Annotated in this window: 20 protein-coding genes; 16 read left to right on the top strand and 4 right to left on the bottom strand. The window is 30.3% G+C overall.

The window, feature by feature from the left end:
• Positions 1–10 precede the first annotated feature (10 nt).
• The 6 genes from HGI79_RS01705 to HGI79_RS01680 all read left to right on the top strand — a co-directional run bounded on the left by HGI79_RS01705 (position 11) and on the right by HGI79_RS01680 (position 5,794).
• Positions 11–1,627, top strand: coding sequence for a tyrosine-type recombinase/integrase (locus HGI79_RS01705; RefSeq protein WP_185648992.1), 1,617 nt, complete (start codon positions 11–13; stop codon positions 1,625–1,627).
• Positions 1,606–2,223 (top strand): hypothetical protein, encoded by a 618-nt coding sequence (locus tag HGI79_RS01700; RefSeq protein WP_185648991.1) that lies wholly within the window; start codon positions 1,606–1,608, stop codon positions 2,221–2,223. The genes HGI79_RS01705 and HGI79_RS01700 overlap by 22 nt, the downstream gene beginning before the upstream one ends.
• 259 nt (positions 2,224–2,482) lie before the next feature.
• A complete protein-coding gene (locus tag HGI79_RS01695) occupies positions 2,483–2,812 on the top strand; it encodes a helix-turn-helix transcriptional regulator (protein ID WP_185648990.1) in 330 nt (109 codons plus the stop codon).
• A 35-nt stretch (positions 2,813–2,847) separates the two neighbouring features.
• A complete protein-coding gene (gene arsD / locus HGI79_RS01690; RefSeq protein WP_185648989.1) occupies positions 2,848–3,225 on the top strand; it encodes an arsenite efflux transporter metallochaperone ArsD in 378 nt (125 codons plus the stop codon).
• Positions 3,226–3,246: 21 nt separating this feature from the next.
• Positions 3,247–4,992, top strand: a complete 1,746-nt coding sequence (arsA, locus tag HGI79_RS01685) for an arsenical pump-driving ATPase (RefSeq protein WP_185648988.1) — start codon at positions 3,247–3,249, stop codon at positions 4,990–4,992.
• 85 nt (positions 4,993–5,077) lie between these two features.
• Positions 5,078–5,794, top strand: a complete 717-nt coding sequence (locus tag HGI79_RS01680) for a metallophosphoesterase (RefSeq protein ID WP_185648987.1) — start codon at positions 5,078–5,080, stop codon at positions 5,792–5,794.
• Positions 5,795–5,945: 151 nt separating this feature from the next.
• Here the strand turns inward: HGI79_RS01680 and HGI79_RS01675 are convergent, their stop codons facing one another.
• A complete protein-coding gene (locus HGI79_RS01675) occupies positions 5,946–7,037 on the bottom strand; it encodes a hypothetical protein (protein ID WP_185648986.1) in 1,092 nt (363 codons plus the stop codon).
• Positions 7,038–7,249: 212 nt separating this feature from the next.
• Positions 7,250–8,542 carry an RCCLKC-tail radical SAM protein gene (locus HGI79_RS01670; RefSeq protein ID WP_207725675.1) on the bottom strand — a complete coding sequence of 431 codons (1,293 nt, stop codon included), beginning with the start codon at positions 8,540–8,542 and terminating at the stop codon, positions 7,250–7,252.
• Positions 8,543–8,920: 378 nt separating this feature from the next.
• Here HGI79_RS01670 and HGI79_RS01665 point away from each other — a divergent pair, with 378 nt between their 5' ends.
• The 8 genes from HGI79_RS01665 to HGI79_RS01630 all read left to right on the top strand — a co-directional run bounded on the left by HGI79_RS01665 (position 8,921) and on the right by HGI79_RS01630 (position 15,174).
• Complete coding sequence (locus HGI79_RS01665; RefSeq protein WP_185648985.1) at positions 8,921–9,211, top strand: helix-turn-helix transcriptional regulator; 291 nt, start codon at positions 8,921–8,923, stop codon at positions 9,209–9,211.
• A gap of 220 nt (positions 9,212–9,431) precedes the next feature.
• Entirely contained in the window at positions 9,432–9,776 is a 345-nt protein-coding gene (locus tag HGI79_RS01660) for an arsenic metallochaperone ArsD family protein (protein WP_185648984.1), read from the top strand.
• A gap of 25 nt (positions 9,777–9,801) precedes the next feature.
• Complete coding sequence (arsA, locus tag HGI79_RS01655) at positions 9,802–11,547, top strand: arsenical pump-driving ATPase (protein WP_185648983.1); 1,746 nt, start codon at positions 9,802–9,804, stop codon at positions 11,545–11,547.
• A gap of 35 nt (positions 11,548–11,582) precedes the next feature.
• Entirely contained in the window at positions 11,583–12,812 is a 1,230-nt protein-coding gene (locus tag HGI79_RS01650) for an ATP-grasp domain-containing protein (protein ID WP_185648982.1), read from the top strand.
• Positions 12,813–12,832: 20 nt separating this feature from the next.
• Positions 12,833–13,105, top strand: a complete 273-nt coding sequence (locus tag HGI79_RS01645; RefSeq protein WP_185648981.1) for a hypothetical protein — start codon at positions 12,833–12,835, stop codon at positions 13,103–13,105.
• A 133-nt stretch (positions 13,106–13,238) separates the two neighbouring features.
• A complete protein-coding gene (locus tag HGI79_RS01640; protein WP_185648980.1) occupies positions 13,239–14,558 on the top strand; it encodes an MFS transporter in 1,320 nt (439 codons plus the stop codon).
• A gap of 210 nt (positions 14,559–14,768) precedes the next feature.
• Positions 14,769–14,915, top strand: a complete 147-nt coding sequence (locus tag HGI79_RS01635; protein ID WP_185648979.1) for a hypothetical protein — start codon at positions 14,769–14,771, stop codon at positions 14,913–14,915.
• Between the two features lie 115 nt (positions 14,916–15,030).
• The gene (locus tag HGI79_RS01630; RefSeq protein ID WP_185648978.1) at positions 15,031–15,174 is read left to right on the top strand and encodes a hypothetical protein; all 144 of its coding nucleotides are present in this window, start codon (positions 15,031–15,033) and stop codon (positions 15,172–15,174) included.
• Between the two features lie 151 nt (positions 15,175–15,325).
• On the opposite strand, the gene HGI79_RS01625 is transcribed toward HGI79_RS01630, so the two are convergent.
• A complete protein-coding gene (locus HGI79_RS01625; protein WP_395939490.1) occupies positions 15,326–15,550 on the bottom strand; it encodes a helix-turn-helix domain-containing protein in 225 nt (74 codons plus the stop codon).
• Between the two features lie 112 nt (positions 15,551–15,662).
• Between HGI79_RS01625 and HGI79_RS01620 the strand changes: the two genes are divergently transcribed.
• Both HGI79_RS01620 and HGI79_RS01615 read left to right on the top strand, forming a co-directional pair.
• Positions 15,663–17,312, top strand: coding sequence for an ATP-binding protein (locus HGI79_RS01620; protein ID WP_185648976.1), 1,650 nt, complete (start codon positions 15,663–15,665; stop codon positions 17,310–17,312).
• Between the two features lie 200 nt (positions 17,313–17,512).
• Positions 17,513–17,659, top strand: coding sequence for a hypothetical protein (locus tag HGI79_RS01615; RefSeq protein WP_185648975.1), 147 nt, complete (start codon positions 17,513–17,515; stop codon positions 17,657–17,659).
• 588 nt (positions 17,660–18,247) lie between these two features.
• Here the strand turns inward: HGI79_RS01615 and HGI79_RS01610 are convergent.
• Positions 18,248–19,561 (bottom strand): replication-associated recombination protein A, encoded by a 1,314-nt coding sequence (locus tag HGI79_RS01610; RefSeq protein WP_185648974.1) that lies wholly within the window; start codon positions 19,559–19,561, stop codon positions 18,248–18,250.
• Positions 19,562–19,737 lie beyond the last annotated feature (176 nt).

Genomic DNA, 19,737 nt, shown 5'->3' with positions numbered 1-19,737 from the left:
AAAAAATTATGTGCTGTTTAAAATCATTGAAAATATTAGTAAAGTCCAAACTATAACTAGATACTATGCTTATATATACAAATTTCTAAATTTTGCAAATTCAAAAGGTTATTCTCATCTGGAAGACGTTGATTTTACTATTGTAAAGGAATTTATTGACAACCTGAAGCAAGAGGGGAAATCCTACTTAACTATTACTAGTTACAAAGAATCTATTGATAGCTTTTATAAATCGTATTCTGTGAACTTTAAAGATTTAATGACCCTAGAATTGAAAGAAACTCTGAAAATTGATAGGAAATTATTAAAAATTGTACAAGAAGAGAATAAAACACCAGATATACCTCGAGATTATTATGATAATTTCCTTAGCTCTATTATAAGGATTATAGATGATAATGATGCTCCTTATTATATAAGAGCAACAGCATGTGTTTATTTGATATTAAGCCAAACTGGGCTTAGGATTTCCGAAGTTCTTGGGTTAGAATTAAATATGTTAAAGGAGACAACCATATTTAATGGTGATAAAGCATATTTTTTGCAATATAAGACATGGAAAAGAGAAAAAGGTAATAACACCTTTAGTATCGTTAAAACATATATAAATAAGCTTAGCAAAAAGGGATATGACACTTTAGTAGAAATCTATAAAGATAAAAGAACTAAACTAAATCTACCTTATGTTTTTTTGGGTGGAGATAGAATGAAAAAGGCATCTCAATTTCCTGTTAACTCAACCAGTTTTGATAATTTTCAAGAAAGATTTTTTAAATATCTTGATAATAATAAATATATGGAAACTATAAATTTAGACGAAAATAAATATCCTCAACTAAGTTATAAAAAAGTGGACGGATGGCTTCAAAACAGGTCTGTCAATCATCCTCAGATAAATACTATAACATATCCTACTTCCAACCAATTCAGAGTGCATGTATGTACTGAATTATATAAGGCAGGTGTACCTCTTCAATATATTGAGAAATTTATGGCACATCTCAGTGAAGAAATGAAAGGATATTATGTTAGGACAACGCCTAGCAATCCACAAGAAGATATGGAATTTGCTTATAAAACTCTTGAAAAAGTTGTAACTGGAGAAACTAAATTGCTTGGTGGCACTGGAGATTTATCAGAAAAAATTCAAGAATTTATAGAACAAAACCATTATAATGTTGACAAGGATACAAAAACTATAGTTCAAGAACTGGTAAAAAAAATTCCTGTGAGACAAAAAACAGGCGGTGTGTGTATCAAATCTTCTATTCGTGAGTGTAGTACTGATTATGCAACAGATGAATTTTACTGTTCATATGGAGCTTGTCCGAATGTTTTTCATTTTTATTATATGGCGAATTTTTCCTATAGCATAGCGAAGGAATGTGAAGAATCATTTTTATATCACAAGGAAAATGGATTTTTAAGACAAGCTGAAAAAGAATTAAACAAGCTTAAAAAAAGAGTTAAAGACAAGCTGATTCCTGAATTAGATGAATTGAAAAAAGTTATTGAAAGAAAAGGTTCCAATGCAGTCCTGGAGGAATATCCAGCATTACTGGAAATTATATTAAACATAGATAGCGTTTATAAGGAGACAAAAAAATGGCTGAAGTTGAAAATATAAATGAAAATAGAGAAGTTACTACAGAGAGTTCCATCAATGAAAGGATAAAGGAGAAGATAAAATCCTTGGATATAAATTATGATTCACTGTCAGAAAGAGTTCAAAAGTATCTTTACATAATTGAAGATATTATAACCCATAAGACAGCTATCAAAGAAAAAGCATTGCAAACATTGAAGACCACTACTTTTAATATTAACTCAATCGCAGATACTATGAAAATTTCACGTACTACTCTATATAATAATAAAACATTAGAACGTTATATTAAGTACTCTATGGATGTTTTTAATCAAGATGACCCATATGCTGCCATTGATAAATTAAAGGCTTCTATGGGTGAGCTAGAAAAGCAAGTAAGTGATATGGTAAACAGGGATATAGAGTTTGAATTAATAAAGCAGCAGGTAATGGCATTAAATCAAGAACTGGCTAAGACAGAAAAAAAATATAAAGATGTTTTAGAAAGAAGGAATATACTTTCTGCTGAAAATACTAAACTAAAAGCTGAACTCAGGGAACTAAAGAGTATAGTAGAAAAAGAACCTGTTGAAAAGGTAAAGGAATTAAAAAAAGTAAATAAAAAACTGCCTTAGATTATTTCTAAGGCTTTTATTATTAGTGGTACTCAAAAGTATTCTGGTGGAGATCTTGAATCTTATATTTTGAAAAAGAAGTTTTATAAATTTTATGGTAACAAAAGAACAATTATAAATTGTACACATATAATATTGTTATATAGAGGATAATATATATAATGGTATTATTTTCGCTTGAATGCACAGATAATATTGACTAAACATAGATAGCCATCTATACTAAATATAGATGGTTATCTATATAAGAGGTGATGTAATGGACAAAAGCTATGAAACCAATGCTAAAATATTTAAAGCTTTATCAGATCCAAGTAGATTAAAAATTATTGATATATTATCCTGCGGTGAGAAATGTGCCTATGAAATATTAGAAGATTTTAATTTTACACAGCCCACACTATCCCATCATATGAAAGTGCTAATGGAATGTGGTCTTGTAAAATCTAGAAAAGAGGGTTTATGGAGTTACTATTGTTTAGATAATGATAACTCAAATAGATTAGTGCTATTCTTAATGACTCTTGTAACTAGTACAGATGATTGTATTTGTAAAGGAAAAAATAAATCTGATTGTGACAATAAATAATGAAAATATTAATTTATATGAAGGAGCGATAAATTATGAAGAAAATGATTATTTTTGATCCTGCTATGTGTTGTTCAACAGGTGTATGTGGCCCAAGTGTTGACACAGAATTATTGAGAGTGTCTACAGTGTTAAACAGCTTAAACAAAAAAGGCATTGCAGTTGAGAGACATAATTTAACAAGTAATCCTCAGGCTTTTGTTGACAATAAAATTGTAAATGAATTATTGAACAGTGATGGAGTTGATATACTGCCAGTTACTATAGTTGATAACATTGTAGTAAAAACAAAGTCATATCCAACTAATGAAGAGTTTTGTAAGTTTCTTGATATACCAGAAGATTATTTGAAGACTGGAATTAAGTTTAAGGTTAAGTCTAAAGGATGTGGCTGCGAGGATGGATGTTGTTAACTGAAGAAAAGAGGGGTAACTATGATAAAGACTTTTAATCTAAATAATATAGAATTGACTAAGTATCTATTTTTTACGGGTAAAGGCGGCGTAGGAAAAACATCAACAGCCTGTGCAACTGCGGTAAGCTTAGCGGACCAAGGTAAAAAAATTATGCTTATAAGTACAGATCCAGCCTCAAATCTGCAGGATGTATTCAATACAGAGTTAAATAATAAAGGTGTTGCTATTAAGGAAGTAACAAAACTGGTAGTAGCAAATTTTGATCCTGAGGAAGCTGCCAGAGAATATAAAGAAAGTGTTGTTGGTCCGTATAGAGGAAAGCTTCCAGATGTAGTAATAAAAAATATGGAAGAACAACTTTCAGGTTCCTGTACTGTAGAAATTGCAGCTTTTAATGAGTTTTCTAATTTTATAACTGACGAAAAAGTACAAAAGGAATTTGATCATATAATATTTGATACTGCTCCAACAGGACATACCTTAAGAATGCTGCAGCTTCCATCAGCTTGGAGTAGTTTTATGAGTGAGAGTACTCATGGAGCATCTTGTTTAGGACAGCTGGCAGGACTTGAAGATAAAAAAGAAGTTTATAAAAATGCTGTAAAAACCTTATCAGATAAAGAGAAAACTACACTAATACTTGTATCACGACCAGAAAATACACCTTTGAAAGAAGCTGAAAGAGCATCTAAGGAATTACAAGATATAGGAGTAGATAATCAAATATTAGTTATTAATGGTGTTCTAAAAAGTTATGACGATAACCTTTCAAATGCAATTTATATAAAACAACAGCAGGCTTTAAAGGATATTCCAGAACACATAAAAGAATTAAAAACTTATGAAATCCCATTAAGACCTTACAATGTAACAGGACTTGAAAATGTAAGAACTTTTTTAAAGGAAGACAACATTAAATATAATAATGAAACTTTAAATGTTGAGAAGGTGTTAAGTCTAAAAACTGTTATTGATGATTTATATAGCACAGACAAAAAAGTAATTTTCACCATGGGAAAAGGTGGAGTTGGTAAAACTACTATAGCAGCAGCTGTTGCCTTAGGTCTTGCTGAAAAAGGTAAAAAGGTACACTTAACTACCACAGATCCAGCAGCACACTTAAAGTTTGTTTTAGATGGTGGCTATGGTATTACTTTAAGTCATGTAGATGAAAAGAAAGAACTAGAAAATTATAAAGAAGAAGTTTTAAGCAAAGCAAAGGAAACCATGAGTGAAGAAGATATAGCTTACGTAGAGGAAGATTTAAGATCTCCTTGTACTCAGGAAATTGCTGTATTTAGAGCTTTTGCAGAAATAGTTGAAAGATCTGAGAAGGAAGTAGTGGTTATAGATACTGCTCCTACAGGTCATACGTTACTGCTGCTAGATTCTACCCAAAGTTATCACAAAGAAATACAGCGTTCACAAGGTCATGTACCAGAATCAGTTAAAAAGCTTTTACCTAAACTTAGAAACGCTAGTGAAACAGAAGTTATTATTGTAACTTTAGCTGAAACCACACCGGTACACGAAGCCATGAGATTAGAAGAAGATTTAAAGAGAGCTGGAATTAATAGTAAATGGTGGGTTATAAACTCTAGCTTATTTGCAACAAATACTACTAATGAGATTCTTAAGGCAAAAGCAAGCAATGAGATAACTTGGATAAATAAAGTAAATGAAATTTCTAAAGGGAATTTTGCAGTTATTGAATGGAAATCAGAAGAAGTAAAAGGTGAAAAACTAATTGAGTTAATAAAATAGAGCATAATTACACTACAAAATAATAAGGAACTATTTTGTAGTGTAAATTCTAATGTTAATACAGAAATACAGAGGTGAAATATTAATGAGGTTTGCAGTTATAGGAGATATTCACAGCAATATATTTGCTCTCGAAAGTGTTTTAAAAGATATTGAAGCAAGAAAGGTGGACTTTATAGTATCTACAGGGGATTTAGTTGGATATTTGCCATTTCCAAATGAAGTGATTGATACAATAAAGCAAAACAAAATCTTAGTAGTACAAGGTAATCATGATAAGCATATTGCAAATTCTGAGGCTGTAGAAGATGATAAAATTAATAAAATGTCTGGAGAAGAGATTCAAAAAAATGCATCGGCTGTTTATACAAATTGGATTATTACAAATGATAACAGAAAATATCTTAAAAACCTATCACAAAAAATAAATATTCAGTGTAATGGGTTTAAAGTACTTGTAGTTCATGGCAGTCCAAGAGTTATAGATGAGTATTTATATGAGAGTGAAGATACACTAACTGAAATAGCAAAGTCTATAGATGAAGATATTATAGTTTGTGGACATACTCATATACCTTATCACGTAGTGGTTGAAAAAAAGCATTTCATCAATGCTGGTTCAGTAGGTAAGCCTAAGCATGGAGAACCACTGGCTACATATGTAATTATAGATATTATAGATAAAGAAGTTAAAAGTGAAATAATAAAAGTGAGTTATGATGTTGAAAAAATTGTTAGAGCTATTGAGGATAATAAAATGATTTCTAATAAATTAATTCTTATGCTCAAAGAAGGATTTTAATCCTCCATCCGGAGATAAATTCTATAGAAATATTGATTGTATTCACCATGATTGCACCTGTACCTATAAACAATAGAAAGAAGGTGCCTATAAATTCTGAAATATATTTTTTATACATATAATCCGCCTCTTTACTTTTATTATATTAGTTTTAGCAATCACAGCCACAATCACAAGATGTTAAACAAGCTATCTCTTCTTTTGATTCAGTTACACCTACTAAGCCCTTAGTAACATGAATATCTCTAATTTTTGGAGTATTGCAGTCAAAAAGTTGGGCAGACTCTTCTGGAATTTCCACATAGCATGGTACATAGATAAATTGATCTTTATAAGGATTTCTATTAACCACTCCATAAGTTTTTGAACAAACAGCTACACGTTCTCCACGTACGTAGCGATGTCCATCATCATCAACTACTTCCTTCCAAGGTCCACGATAAATAACTGATTGTCCGCAATCAATACATGGTCCTTGTTTTCCTTTGTAAGCAGAGATTACAAATTCTCTTAACTCTACTCCTCCAATTACTTTAACAGGTAACTCGCTTCTACATTCAAACTGTATACCATGAAATCCTGCTTGATCCATTATATTAATGATTTCCTTTTCTAAAGGAATTGTTTTTAAATTGTATTCCTTAACACTTACTGATAATAAATGATCGCATGGTTCATCTGCAATTATCATTCTTATTAAAATCTTTCCACCCTTTTCAAGTACTCTAAATGCTTCAGTGATTACTTCGTTAACTCTGCTAGAGTCCAATGTATTTATATCTATATCTACAATCACTGTATCTATTGAGCTATCAGATATTAAGGGAGTAGTCTTTCTTTGTTCTTCAATGATTGATTGTAATGTTCTATATGCTGACAAATCTATGGTTGGATTCTCTTTTAGATAGTTGCTGATTAAGCTTGGATTGGTTTTTAAATCATAATTTTCAGTGAGTAAAACTTCAAGCTTAGTATTATCAGCATCTGATAACCTCTTACTAATATCATTATTCTTAGTAACTATTTTAATTTGATTTTCTAAATTTGCATTATCAAGTAGTTCTTCTGGAGTATCACAACACAAAAGAACTAACTTTTTTGCTTCATTTACTGATCTTTTAATTATATTTGTAGAGTTGTCCGATTTCATGCTAATTGAACTTAAATCAAGTTCAGAATTACTCTTAGCTACTACACTAAGTATAGTGTTTTCTAGGTTTCTTACTTTAGAATTTTTTAACATACTTACGCCTCCAAGTTTTATATCTAATCATTAATACATGATATTCTAGTGAGCATCATTCATAACTAATATGCTCGATACTTTTGTTACATCTATATTGCTAACTGTAACTAAATTTCTACATAGCAATTCCGTAAAATTTAGTAAGTATTCTATATAAGCAAGTAATTTTTATACAAATCAAAGCATAAATTTCTGTTGTTCTATTAGCATTAACACTTTAAACAACATCTTTTGAATATACCTTCCTCTACTGGAGTAACCATTCTATTATAAACTTCATCAACTCGTGGATCTGGATGCTTCCATTCATAATTAAACTCATGTTCAACTAAATCAAGATCCTGGATTGATTTCTGCCTTAGCAGCGGTGAACCTTTATATATATGGAGTCTTGTTTCATATTGTATTGGATCAATTATATCGTCCAAGTTATTTTTACTTACAAAAGCCTTAAAATCTATTAAATTCTCTAATTTAATCCATGGATTAAACATGATAAAAGTAGGGTTTATCTTTATACTAGTTTCTTGTAAAAACTTTAATGCTTCTTCTATATCTTCTAATGTAATTTCCTTTGATATTTCATCTACTACTTCTTCGCAAGGGAATTCAACGGCTGTTGTAATAAACTTAACTCCTAAATTGGCCATCTCGGCAATAATTTCTTTGTGCTCATTAATGTGATCTACTCTTGTTGTAAAATCGTATGTAAGTTTAGGAAACTCACTATGAAGTTTTCGTATTATATTTATTCCATGATATTTTGAATTAAAGAAATCTGCATCCATAAAAGTTAAATGAGTCATTCCTTGTTCAACAAGGTTTCTTACATCTGAAATTACTACTTCTTCTGGAATTACATGAACCTTTCCTTCGTATGATGCATATACTGAGCAATACAGACATTTATGATGGCATCCACGGGTAATTTCAGTTCCTCCTATTATCTGCTTACTACCACACAACTTATCAATCTGTTCTTGTGGATATTTATATAATGGCGGTAACATCCTTCTGTCAGGAAGATAGAATCTCTCGTCCTTTTTTTCACTACAACACCCTGTTTGAGGCTTGGATAATACTGTAGATAACAAATCACTTTCATTTTGTTCTAATTTCTTAGCCAAATCTACTAGAGTATCTTCCCACTGACCAACTATACAACTGTCACTATACTTTGGTGAAAGTCTATTAGCATTTATTGAAGCATACTGACCAAAGAAAGTAACATGTGCATTTTTATTTAACTTCTTTACAGTTTTAGCAATCTCTATACCTGAAAATAACGCATCAAATAGTGGTATAGAAATAGCTACTAAATCAGCATCTCCTAGTAAATCTTCTTTAATTCCGTCTACATAAGTATCAAGAATTGTGGTGCTAAACCCATTTTCAATCAGTGCTGAATAAGCTGTAGCAATACTTATTGGCTGATATCCTCCCTCGAAATTTGATACAAGTAGCACCTTTAGTTTCTGCATGTCATTTTTTGTGTTACACATTCTCTTAAAACCTCCTTAAATTTCCTATTTACAATAAAACACCCTACATATAGCCACATATTATTCCATTATATTGAATTTATGTAACATATCTAGAGTATTCACACAGATTATACAGTGTATATTTTGGCAACGCAACACATTTTTTTATAAAAAAGTAATTAGTGTTATTATTTTACATTATTTTAACTTTCAAAAACAGCATGGAATCTAGCTTCAAATAAGTTAAAAAATTTTTTTAAAAAAACTTTTTAATATTTGTTAAAAAGTTTGCATAAAAAAGTGCAATTTATTGACTTATCCATATTTTATTTGTACTATATAATCATATTTATATAATTATATAATTATATCGTTATATTATTACGAGGTGTTGTTATGAACAATCCGATAAGTCTTAATAAACTTGAGGCCACTTTAAAAATTTTAAGTGATAGAACTAGATTAATTATTTTATTTAAACTCAAGAATAGCGAACTGTGTGTCTGCGATATAGTTGAAACACTAAGAATTAGTCAACCAGCAGTAAGCCAGCATTTGAGAAAGATGAAAGATTTAGAGATAATCACAGAAGAAAAAAGAGGACAATGGAGCTATTATAAAATAAATAAAAACAACGTACTGTATGATTTGATTCAAGATATAATAGACAAAGTTGAACTAGACTAAATTATTAGTTTGAGATACGAAAGGTGAATTACATTTCAATTGACTTTTCATATCTCAAATAATAAAACATTTTTCTATTGACATATAAATTTCCATGTTTTACTATTAATAATATAAGCATATAATTATATGATTATACGAAAACATAAAGCATCATATTTTTTTACACTCTTATATAAGTACATGCTTATATGATTATAAGTCTGAGGAGGATATTTTTATGATATCAATTGAAATTTTTGAAACAGTAACTTGTTGTTCAGGTGGCTTTGACAAAGAACTTTTAAAAGTATCAAGTACAATTAATAACCTAAAACAAGAAGGAATTAGAATTACGAGATACAACTTATCTAAGGAACCACAGGCATTTGTAGATAATAAAATTATCAATGACTATATTGCCGCTCATGGTATTGAAGAACTACCAATAACCATTGTTAATGACAAAATAGTTAAATTAAATCAATATCCAACAGTTAGTGATTTTAGCGGATGGGTTGGAATAACAATAGATACTTCATCAGAGGAATCATCAGGAAAGGGCTGTTCTTGTGGTTGCAAGTAGCAGCCATACTAGGGAGGAAAAAATTATGTATAAACAATATAAAGCCATAGATTTGTCATTACCTAAGTTCATCTTTTTTACAGGTAAAGGTGGTGTAGGTAAGACATCTACAGCATGTGCTACTGCTGTGACTTTAGCTGATAATGGAAGCAAAGTTTTGTTAGTGAGTACCGATCCAGCTTCCAACTTACAGGATGTATTTAATATCAATCTAAGCAATGTACATCAACAAGTAGAAACATCTCCAAACCTATTTGTTGTAAACTTAAATCCTGAGGAAGCAGCAAGACAATACAAAGAATCAATCGTTGCTCCATACAGAGGTAAACTTCCCGATGTGGTTATAGCTGAAATGGAAGAGAAGTTATCAGGCTCGTGTACTCTTGAAGTTTCAGCATTCAATGAATTTTCAGATTATATTACGAATGATGAAATACAAAAAAAATATGATTATATAATTTTCGATACTGCTCCTACAGGTCATACACTAAGATTATTGGAATTACCTGCAGCATGGAATAAGTATGTAAATGAACAAGATACTGAAAACTTAAGTGTAGGACAACTATCTGGTCTTCAAAGCAGAAGAGAAGATTGTAAAAAAGCCGTAGAAACACTATCAAATCCTGATATGACAAAAATAATTTTAGTCTCAAGAGCAGAAAAGATACCTTTACTAGAAACTGCAAGAGCTCTAAAGGAATTAAAAGAACTAGAAATAAGTAACTTTACAATTATTATTAATGGTTTAGTGAATAGTGGAAATGATAGTATCTCTGATAGTTTTTATAAAAAGCAGCAAATTGCATTGCAGAATATGCCAGAAGAATTAAAAGACAGAGAAACTTATTTCATACCACTACGTTCCTACAATATCAGCGGAATAGATAATATTCGTATGATGCTTAAAGATGACCGTATCGAAGATATAGCTATAAAACTAAATGATTTAAATTTGAAGAATTTAAAAGAATTAATTGATGATTTATATAAGTCAAAGAAGAAAGTCGTATTTACAATGGGTAAAGGTGGAGTTGGAAAAACTTCAATAGCTGCTGCAGTTGCTTTAGGATTATCTGAAAAAGGTATGAAAGTTCACTTAACAACTACAGATCCAGCTGACCATTTACAATATGTCATTCAACAAAATAGCAAAATAACCTTAAGCAGGATAGATGAAAAAAAGGTACTAGAAGAATATAAGAGTGAAGTTCTATCCGAAGCCGAACAAACAATGAGTAAAGAAGATATCGATTATCTAAAAGAAAGTCTAAAAACTCCATGCACTCAAGAGATTGCAGTATTTAGAGCCTTTTCAAAGATAGTAGAAAAAGCTGATGATGAAATTGTTGTAATTGATACTGCGCCAACGGGGCATACCCTACTTCTATTAGACTCTTCTCAAAGGAATTATAAACAAATCGAAAATTCCCAAGTAGAAGTTCCTAATAGTGTTAGAAAATTACTTCCTAGATTGCGAAATAAAAATGATACTGAGGTAATTATAGTTACCTTACCTGAAATAACGCCAATATATGAAGCAACAAGACTTGAAGAAGATTTAAAGCGTGCTGAAATATTTACAAAATGGTGGGTTATAAACTCAAGTTTATTCTTAACTAATACCAAAAATGATTTGTTAAGAGTAAAAGCTGCAAGTGAAGTACAATGGATAGAAAAGACAATTATTCATACTAATAATAATTGTGTTATAACTCCTTGGATAGCTGATGACATTAAAAGAAACATACTTCATGAGTTGATAAAATAAAATGTTTTTCACTACTATAGGTTTGGAGGTTATCTATGAATAATGAAGAAAAGTATGTTGTGGTTGTAAAACTTATGAGTAAAGGAAATGAGTTTGAGATAATTAGAGAATTAGGCTACAAAACAATATCATTTTCTACAGAGTTAAGTATAACTGAAGCATTACAAGTTGATGTACCAGTTGAAGTTGATTTAAATGACGAAAATGCAGTTTTAGAAAAAGCTAGAGAGTTATCAAAAAAGTACAATATAGCAGGTGTATTTACACTAAATGAATATAGAGTTCCATTATGTGCACGCATAAGAGAAGTGTTAGGAATAAAATACGGAATTTCTTATGAGGCAGCCTTTAAGTGTAGAAATAAAAAAGAAACAAGGAAAGCCCTGTCAGATACAGGAGTTAATTCTGTTAAATATAAATTAATTCGTTCTGTAGATGAAGCAGTAAATTCACTTAATGAAATCCCATTGCCAGTTGTAATTAAACCATCAAACGACGCAGGAAGTAAAATGGTATACTGCTGCCAAACATTAGATGAAGTTCGCTCAGCAGTAGAATCAATATTGGACTGTTCAAGCAATTTAGTAGGTCAAAAGCTTGATGAAGAGATTATTTTAGAAGAATTTCTAACTGGTCCTGAGTTCAGTGTTGAAACCTATACCTTCGATAAAGAAACAAGAATAATCGCTATAACTGCCAAGAAAGTATTATCACCTTTTTTCCCTATTGAAGCAGGACATACTGTACCCGCTAGACTTGATGATCAAGTTGTAAAAGAAATTGAAGATGTTGTGAAATCAGCAGTCTCAGCACTAAAAATTGATTTTTCAATTACTCACATTGAAATTAAACTAACTCCTACAGGACCTAAGATAGTAGAAATCAATGCACGACCTGGTGGAGACAATATACCAACACTTGTAGAAATGGCTACAGGATTTAATCTTCATAAGATTGCATTACTAATATCGTTGGGAATCCCAATAGACGAAGTAAATCCAAAGGAACCAGAAACAAGTTCAGCTTCTATTCGATTTCTAATGTCAAATGCTGATGGAAGAGTAGAAATTGATGATCAACTTAGTGTTTTAGATAACCCAGCAGTAACTCAAGCCAATATATCTGTTTCTGATGGAGATCTCGTTGAAAAAACTACGAGCAATTACAATAGATTAGGTTATTTTATTGTAAAAGGAACTGATACCAAATACGCTGAAGATTTAGCCGAAGATTTGTTAAGTAAAATTAATATAAAAATAAGATAATTATTTAGGAGGATTTTAATATGAGCGAAAACACAAAATCTTGTCAATGTTGTGGTGATACAAAAAAGACTACTTTAACAGAACGTGAAAAACACTTAATTAATTTAGCTTATAAATTTGCAGTAAGAGATACTGCTTCTATAAAACAAAGCATTGTCGCAGCAAAAAGTGTTGGTATAACTTATGAAGATATAAAAGAACTTTGCTTAATTACTGCAGAAAATTCAAAAGAAAGCATTTTATCTATAATTGAACTAAATAACAAAGTAAATTCAAATACTTGTTGTATATAAACAATAATTTATTAGTTATTTAAAGTATTATAGCTTACAACTTTTATGGTGTTATAAGGATAGTATATTACTACTTTATAACACCATAAAAAATAATGTCATATTTTAGACAATATTATACGGAGGTTTTTTAATGATCAATAATAAACAAGTTGAAGCTAACTTTTTTAATGTGTCAAAAGAAGTTAAGCTAATTATGCTTGCAACTTTAGTTACTAATATAGGAAATGGTATGTATACTATAGCTGTGAGTAAGCTAGTGTATGATAAAACTAATAGTGCAATGGCATTTGGCGGTGTAATGATACTTCAATATATAGTTATGTTCTCAGTACAATTTTTATCAGGCTCTTTAGTAGATAGAAATAACCCTAAATATGTTTCAATCGTTTGTGATCTTATAAGCGGATTCTTAGTTGTAAGTAGCGGTCTAATGGTTTTCTTCACAAATATAGGATTATTCTACTTATTTATTGCTGTAATATTCCTAAATATCGTTGCTCCATTTTTCAGTTCAGCTAATTTTAGCTTATTGCCGATGGTTGTTGAAGATAAAACTAAACTGCTAAAAATAAATGGTATAATAACAAGCATATTCCAAGCTGGTCAGTTATTAGGATGTGCTCTTGTTGCTCCAGTAATATACTTCTTCAACCCTCAAACAGCTTTAGTTATAGATGGAGTAACTTTTTTCTTATCAGCTCTATTTATAAGCTTTGTTACCGTAACCAATGTTGAAGTGAAAAAAGATAATAGTAAAAATATAGGTAAGAATTTATTAAACGATTGGAAGGAAATAGGCAGAGCTATCATGAAAGAAAAAAGTTTTGCTGCACACTTATTTATGGCATCAGGTGATTATCTTTCAATCAATTTCTTTAACGTAATGCTTGTACCTATGGTTACACTTTGGTATAAAAACAATAGTTTTTATATATCTCTTTATGATGGCGGATTCGCAGTTGGCGCTATGTTGATTGCCACATTTGTAGTAATGTTGTCAAAGAAAATTGGTACTAACAACTCTGCATTCATAGGTCTTTTTGTGCAGGCTATAATATTCGGATTAATGATATTAAGTAGTAATCCATTAGTCACATTTCTTATCATATTGATATTCGGAGCATTAAACTCCTTCTCTGTAGCTATTTTTACCTCTAATCTTCAACAACGTTGTGTTGGACCTATCAAAGGTAGAGTTGGCTCAATAAAAAGCTTTATTGTATCTTGCTTCTCTATCGTATTAATACCAATCATATCTAAACTACATGACGTTTCAATAACGTATGGATTAGCAGCGTCAAGTGGAATTATTTTAACCTATTCTTTAGTATCATTTATATTCGGTAGAAAATTTGCTTTTGGAAATGATTATCTATTAAAAACTGTTGAATTAGATAATAATGCACGAATGCATAAAAAGCTAGATATGGACGAAAGCATAAAAAGTTAGATATGGACGAAAGCTCTTAATATTTTATACACTTCTATCCCATTCTAGTATTATCTAACAAAGGCTATGTAAAGTTGGGGATATTTTCTATACTGAAAATATCCCTTTTAGCATCTAATGTTCAAAGTTGACGTACCTTAGTGAAATTCACAAAATTGTTAATATGTTTATACACAGAAAACAGTATAAGAAGAAAGAGGGTGAGTTTTAGTGAGAGTTTGGTACTTATTATACACTATCTCACTAAAGATAATTGATGAGAACTATTTAAATGAACAGATAGAAGAAATTAAAAAGTTGCAGGTTAGTGGCCATACTAAAAAGCAGATATTAGATGGAAATGAATTTTGTTATTAAGCATTATATGCGTGTGGGTTACTGATAAGTTATCTTATCTCAAAAGTAGAATGTACAAAAATAGATTTGCAAGAATGGGATACCCAAATAAGCTGTGAACATAAGTGGGAGTTCGATGGAACAACGATTTTGTTCAGATATGGAAAGGGATAGAGTTTTAATAGAACTAGTATATAGTGTAGGGTTTAAGCACCCAATAGAAATACTTCCAATACAATCAAGAGAAAAACTTTTAGAGTTAGTTAAAAATTTAAAATAATTTATTGCATAAATATTAGTTTAAAAATCTTTCGAGATAACTTTAGTTTGTTTATGCTATAGTTGTTGTTTTAGAATCTTCTTCATATTTCACAAGTACCTGTATGTGAAATTATATAGAGTATAAAAAGCTACTAAAAGCTGGTGCATATTCATTTATTTTTAAATAAGAATTCGATGGGTACACCTAAAGCTTTAGCAATGCCGATTATTTCATAATCTAGTAGTTCTCTGGATTGATTTTCGATTTTCGATATCATGGGACGATCTATATCTATACCCTGAACATTTAGTCGTGCAGCTAATTGTTCCTGAGTTATCCCTTCTTTTAATCTCAACATTTTTATCCTTTTACCAATAACATTTCTAGTATGCAAATTAATCATCCTTAAAAATAGAATTTTATGTATTGATTTTATATGATAGAAGATACTAATATGTGTGGTAACCACACATATAGAAAATTTTTGAGAGGTTAGGTGAAAAAGATTGCAGGTATATAAGCCAGAAGTAAAAGATACATCTCTATTTAGAGAAATAGCTAAAAATATAGTTAACCCATTGGAAGTATTAAGAGAGGCAGTAAGTAATTCACATGATGCTGAGGCTAAAACTATTACAGTAGTTACATACCGTAATATGAATGGAGTATTCGTTTTAGAAATTCAGGATGATGGAAAAGGTATGTGTTTAGAAGACATACACAGATTCTTTAATTTAGGAGATTCAGATAAATCCAAATTCGGAATTGGTGAAAAAGGACTGGGAACAAAGATATATTTAAAAAGTGATAAGATTACGATTTATACGCAAACAAAAGATAACGAAGCTTATAAAGTAGTTATGGAGAAACCTTGGGAAAATTTATGTAACAATTTACTTCCTGCATATTCTGTGGAAAAGTTACAAGTTAAACTTGGAAAAGTTGGTACTCAAATACTAATAGAAGGATATGTCATTGATAACCCTGAAAAATACTTTAACTTTTATACTATTAAAGATTATATCTTGTGGTATACAGCTGCTGGAAGCTTTAAAACTTATTTTGCTAACTATACTGAATTACATAAGTATATTCATAATATGCAGGTTGCCCCAAGAATATTTTTGGAAGATAAAATATTCAATATTAAAGAAGAAATAGCAGGAACTCACCAGTTTCATCCACCACAGGAAAAACCAAAGGAAGATCCATGTGAAACTATTTATAGGTTATCATCAAATTATTGTATACATTTTGGTCCATACCACAGGGCAACTAATATAAATGGAGAATATGTTTCTTTTCAGATGTATGGGACTGTATCTGGTACAAATTGTAGAAAGAAGATTGTCAAGCTAAAGCAAGGCGAAAGTCTGAAATCAAGGTTTGGAGTATATTTAGCAAAAGATTTTATTCCTTTTACAAAGAAAAATACTTTTATACCTGATTTAAATAGTAGTCATTATCATCTCCTCATCAATTCTCAGGTATTCGAATTAACTGCCGATAGGAATAACATATCAAATGAAGATGATCCAAAAGTGAAGTGGGTACTGGAAGCAGCAAAAAAAATTATTGAAGAAGATATAATACCACTTGCTAATGAGGGATATTTTAAACTCAGAAAGATGGAAGAGATAGATTATTTAGTTAAAGATAAAAAAAGAAAGACAGAAAAAAGGCTTGAAGACTTTGATAAAATCGACGAATTAGCTATAAGGGAGTTGCCTATTACAAAGCGACCAGATAACGAATCTCAGGTAGCACTATTGTTTGCTATGATGATTTCTAGTCAAAGATGTAAAGAGCTAATAAAGCACATCGATAGAATAGGGCATTACTCTCATCAATCTCCAACAGATATGATTTGCTTTAATAGAAATAATGAGAAAATATTAGTAGAAATTGAATACAAGTTAAGTAATTTATTTAAACATGATCATCCATATGAGACATTTGACTATGTTATTTGTTGGATAGTAGATTTAGATATTAATGAAAAGAGATGTATGAGAGATGGCAAGTTTTTATGCTTGATGCAAGAAAATGGAGAATGGATGCTTAAATATGGGACAGAAAAAATTATACCTGTTGTAGAGCTTAAGCATATAGTTAATGATTTAAAATCATGTGTAAAAGATAAATTGTCTGTATAAAATTAATAACATAGCACTGCTATGACACATCCACTATATAAATTGATACATAAACATATGTTAGACAATATAATCAAGAAGGAAACTAAAGATCTAAGAGGAGATGAATATATGGAAAAACAATGGTCAACATAAAAAAATATAATAACATTTGATAGAATATCTATATTAATAAGGAACTGCTAGTAGCTTTAAGAGAAGTGATTAGTAGCTCATACGATGCGGATAACTCACATATATGTGCAGTAGCTCAGACTAATTTTAAGGATATATTTTCATATATTAAAAGAAAAAAACTAGAGGATATAGATAAAAACGAACTACCACAAGGATTAACAAGTGATTAATCATTGAGAAAAGCTAGATGTAATGCATCTACATGAAGAAGAAATAGAAATATATCAGAATAGTTTAAAGTTGTTAATAGCTCAAAGTTTAAATTGAAAACTACAAATTTAATAATATTAATGATATTACTAAGATAGAGAGCAGAGATCTGTTCTCTTTTTTGGGTGTAATATATTACTTTATCTTGAATATAAAAAGATAATGTTTTACTATAAATTATGCTATATAGATAGTTAACTAGGATGCTTTGACTAAAGAAATGGTGTGTGGAAATGAAAGACATATATTAAAGAACCGATAAAATATTATATAATTGTAGTCTTATAAAATAGTTTGTTCAAAACATTCTTATTTAATGAATTTAAAGTTATAAACAATTTTATCAACAGGTTATCTACAGGAATGAAATAGTAGTAGCCTATATCTTATATTACTATGTAATATAAGATATAGGCTTTATTTTATAAGATAAGAGTTGTGCTGTATATTTTTAATATTAATGGTTTCTTTTTAGGTATACTAACAATGACGTTAGTTAATGTAGTATTGTCTTTAAATTATTAGTACAATTAACCAATCTTATTAAGTTATTTTTTACCCCAAAGTCTAATTAATCTCTCTTTAATTTTAGATTCGAGTCCGTTAGATGTTGGATTATAAAATACAGCATCTTTATGGGAATCAGGCAAATACTGCTGATTTACAAATCCACCATAAGAGTGTGGATATAAATAACCAGTTCCATGACCTAATTTTTCTGCACCTTTATAATGAGCATCTCTTAGATGTGGCGGTATTCCAGAATCTCTTCGACTTTTTACGTCGGTAAGTGCTGAATCAATTGCAACACAGGAAGCATTTGATTTTGGTGCTGATGCTACATATATTGCTGCTTGTGATAGTGCATATCTACATTCAGGCATGCCAATCATATGAGTAGCATTCATAGCACTTACAGCTAACATTAACGCCATTGGGTCTGCATTTCCTACATCTTCTGAAGCCTGTATAACAATTCTTCTCGCTATAAATACTGGGTCTTCACCAGCATCTAGCATTTTCCCAAGATAGTATACTGCTGCATCAGGAGAGCTGCCTCTGAGTGACTTTATGAAGGCACTGATAGTATCATAGTGAGATGTACCCCCTTTATCGTACAACGTCATTTTTCTCTGGATGCATTCTTTTGCATCTTCAACAGTTACAAAAACCTTATCTTCCTTTATTGATGAAGTCCTAACTGCCATATCTAAAGCATTTAAAGCCTTTCTTATATCACCGTTACTATGTACGGCAAAGTAATCAAACACTTCAGGTTCTACTTCTATTTTAAGATAGCCAAAACCTTTTGAACTTTCAATAGCATTCCTCAATGCTTTTTTAACGTCACCCTCAGAAAGGTTGTTTAACCGAAAAATCATAGAACGAGAAAGAAGTGCATTGTTAACTTCAAAATAGGGATTTTCTGTAGTAGCGCCTATCAATATAATGATACCTTTTTCAACTGCATTTAAAACACTATCCTGTTGAGCTTTATTAAATCTATGTATCTCATCAATAAATAATATTGTTTTTTTAGAATAAAACTTTAAGTTATCCTCTGCTTCCTTTATAATCTTCTTTACATCTGCTGTACCAGAATTTACAGCACTCAATTCATAAAAATTTGCCTTTGTTGTATTAGCTATAATTCTTGCCAATGTAGTCTTACCTACGCCAGGTGGTCCATAAAAAATTGCTGAAGAAATATTATCTGTAACTATTGCCCTATACAGCATCTTACCTTTAGCTAAGATATGCTCTTGTCCTATATATTCTTCTAAAGTCTCTGGTCTCATTCTTTCAGCCAAAGGCTTTAATCCTTTATTATTTTTTTCATTGGCAATATCAAATAAATCCATAATCTCACCATCCTTTTAAAGCTATTTTATATTATTATACTGCAAAACTGATAGTTTTTAATAATAAAAGCAATATTCAAGTATTTTTGTGCATATGTTCTTCAATTGCTTGAAGCTAATATCCTAATCAAAATATATAATTTATTCTTTAGAGTAGCAATTTCAATTGAGGTTTT

Source organism: Clostridium sp. DJ247 (assembly GCF_014231265.1).
The sequence above is the reverse complement of the archived record's forward strand: the minus strand, read 5'-3'. Positions and strand labels throughout refer to the sequence as shown.

Coding starts and splice junctions, on each gene's coding strand:
- HGI79_RS01650 (WP_185648982.1), top strand. CDS start 11,583: ATGAATAATGAAGAAAAGTATGTTGTGGTTGTAAAACTTATGAGTAAA.
- HGI79_RS01645 (WP_185648981.1), top strand. CDS start 12,833: ATGAGCGAAAACACAAAATCTTGTCAATGTTGTGGTGATACAAAAAAG.
- HGI79_RS01680 (WP_185648987.1), top strand. CDS start 5,078: ATGAGGTTTGCAGTTATAGGAGATATTCACAGCAATATATTTGCTCTC.
- HGI79_RS01665 (WP_185648985.1), top strand. CDS start 8,921: ATGAACAATCCGATAAGTCTTAATAAACTTGAGGCCACTTTAAAAATT.
- HGI79_RS01660 (WP_185648984.1), top strand. CDS start 9,432: ATGATATCAATTGAAATTTTTGAAACAGTAACTTGTTGTTCAGGTGGC.
- HGI79_RS01610 (WP_185648974.1), bottom strand. CDS start 19,561: ATGGATTTATTTGATATTGCCAATGAAAAAAATAATAAAGGATTAAAG.
- arsA (WP_185648988.1), top strand. CDS start 3,247: ATGATAAAGACTTTTAATCTAAATAATATAGAATTGACTAAGTATCTA.
- HGI79_RS01700 (WP_185648991.1), top strand. CDS start 1,606: ATGGCTGAAGTTGAAAATATAAATGAAAATAGAGAAGTTACTACAGAG.
- HGI79_RS01640 (WP_185648980.1), top strand. CDS start 13,239: ATGATCAATAATAAACAAGTTGAAGCTAACTTTTTTAATGTGTCAAAA.
- HGI79_RS01695 (WP_185648990.1), top strand. CDS start 2,483: ATGGACAAAAGCTATGAAACCAATGCTAAAATATTTAAAGCTTTATCA.
- HGI79_RS01675 (WP_185648986.1), bottom strand. CDS start 7,037: ATGTTAAAAAATTCTAAAGTAAGAAACCTAGAAAACACTATACTTAGT.
- HGI79_RS01670 (WP_207725675.1), bottom strand. CDS start 8,542: ATGTGTAACACAAAAAATGACATGCAGAAACTAAAGGTGCTACTTGTA.
- arsD (WP_185648989.1), top strand. CDS start 2,848: ATGAAGAAAATGATTATTTTTGATCCTGCTATGTGTTGTTCAACAGGT.
- HGI79_RS01630 (WP_185648978.1), top strand. CDS start 15,031: ATGGAACAACGATTTTGTTCAGATATGGAAAGGGATAGAGTTTTAATA.
- arsA (WP_185648983.1), top strand. CDS start 9,802: ATGTATAAACAATATAAAGCCATAGATTTGTCATTACCTAAGTTCATC.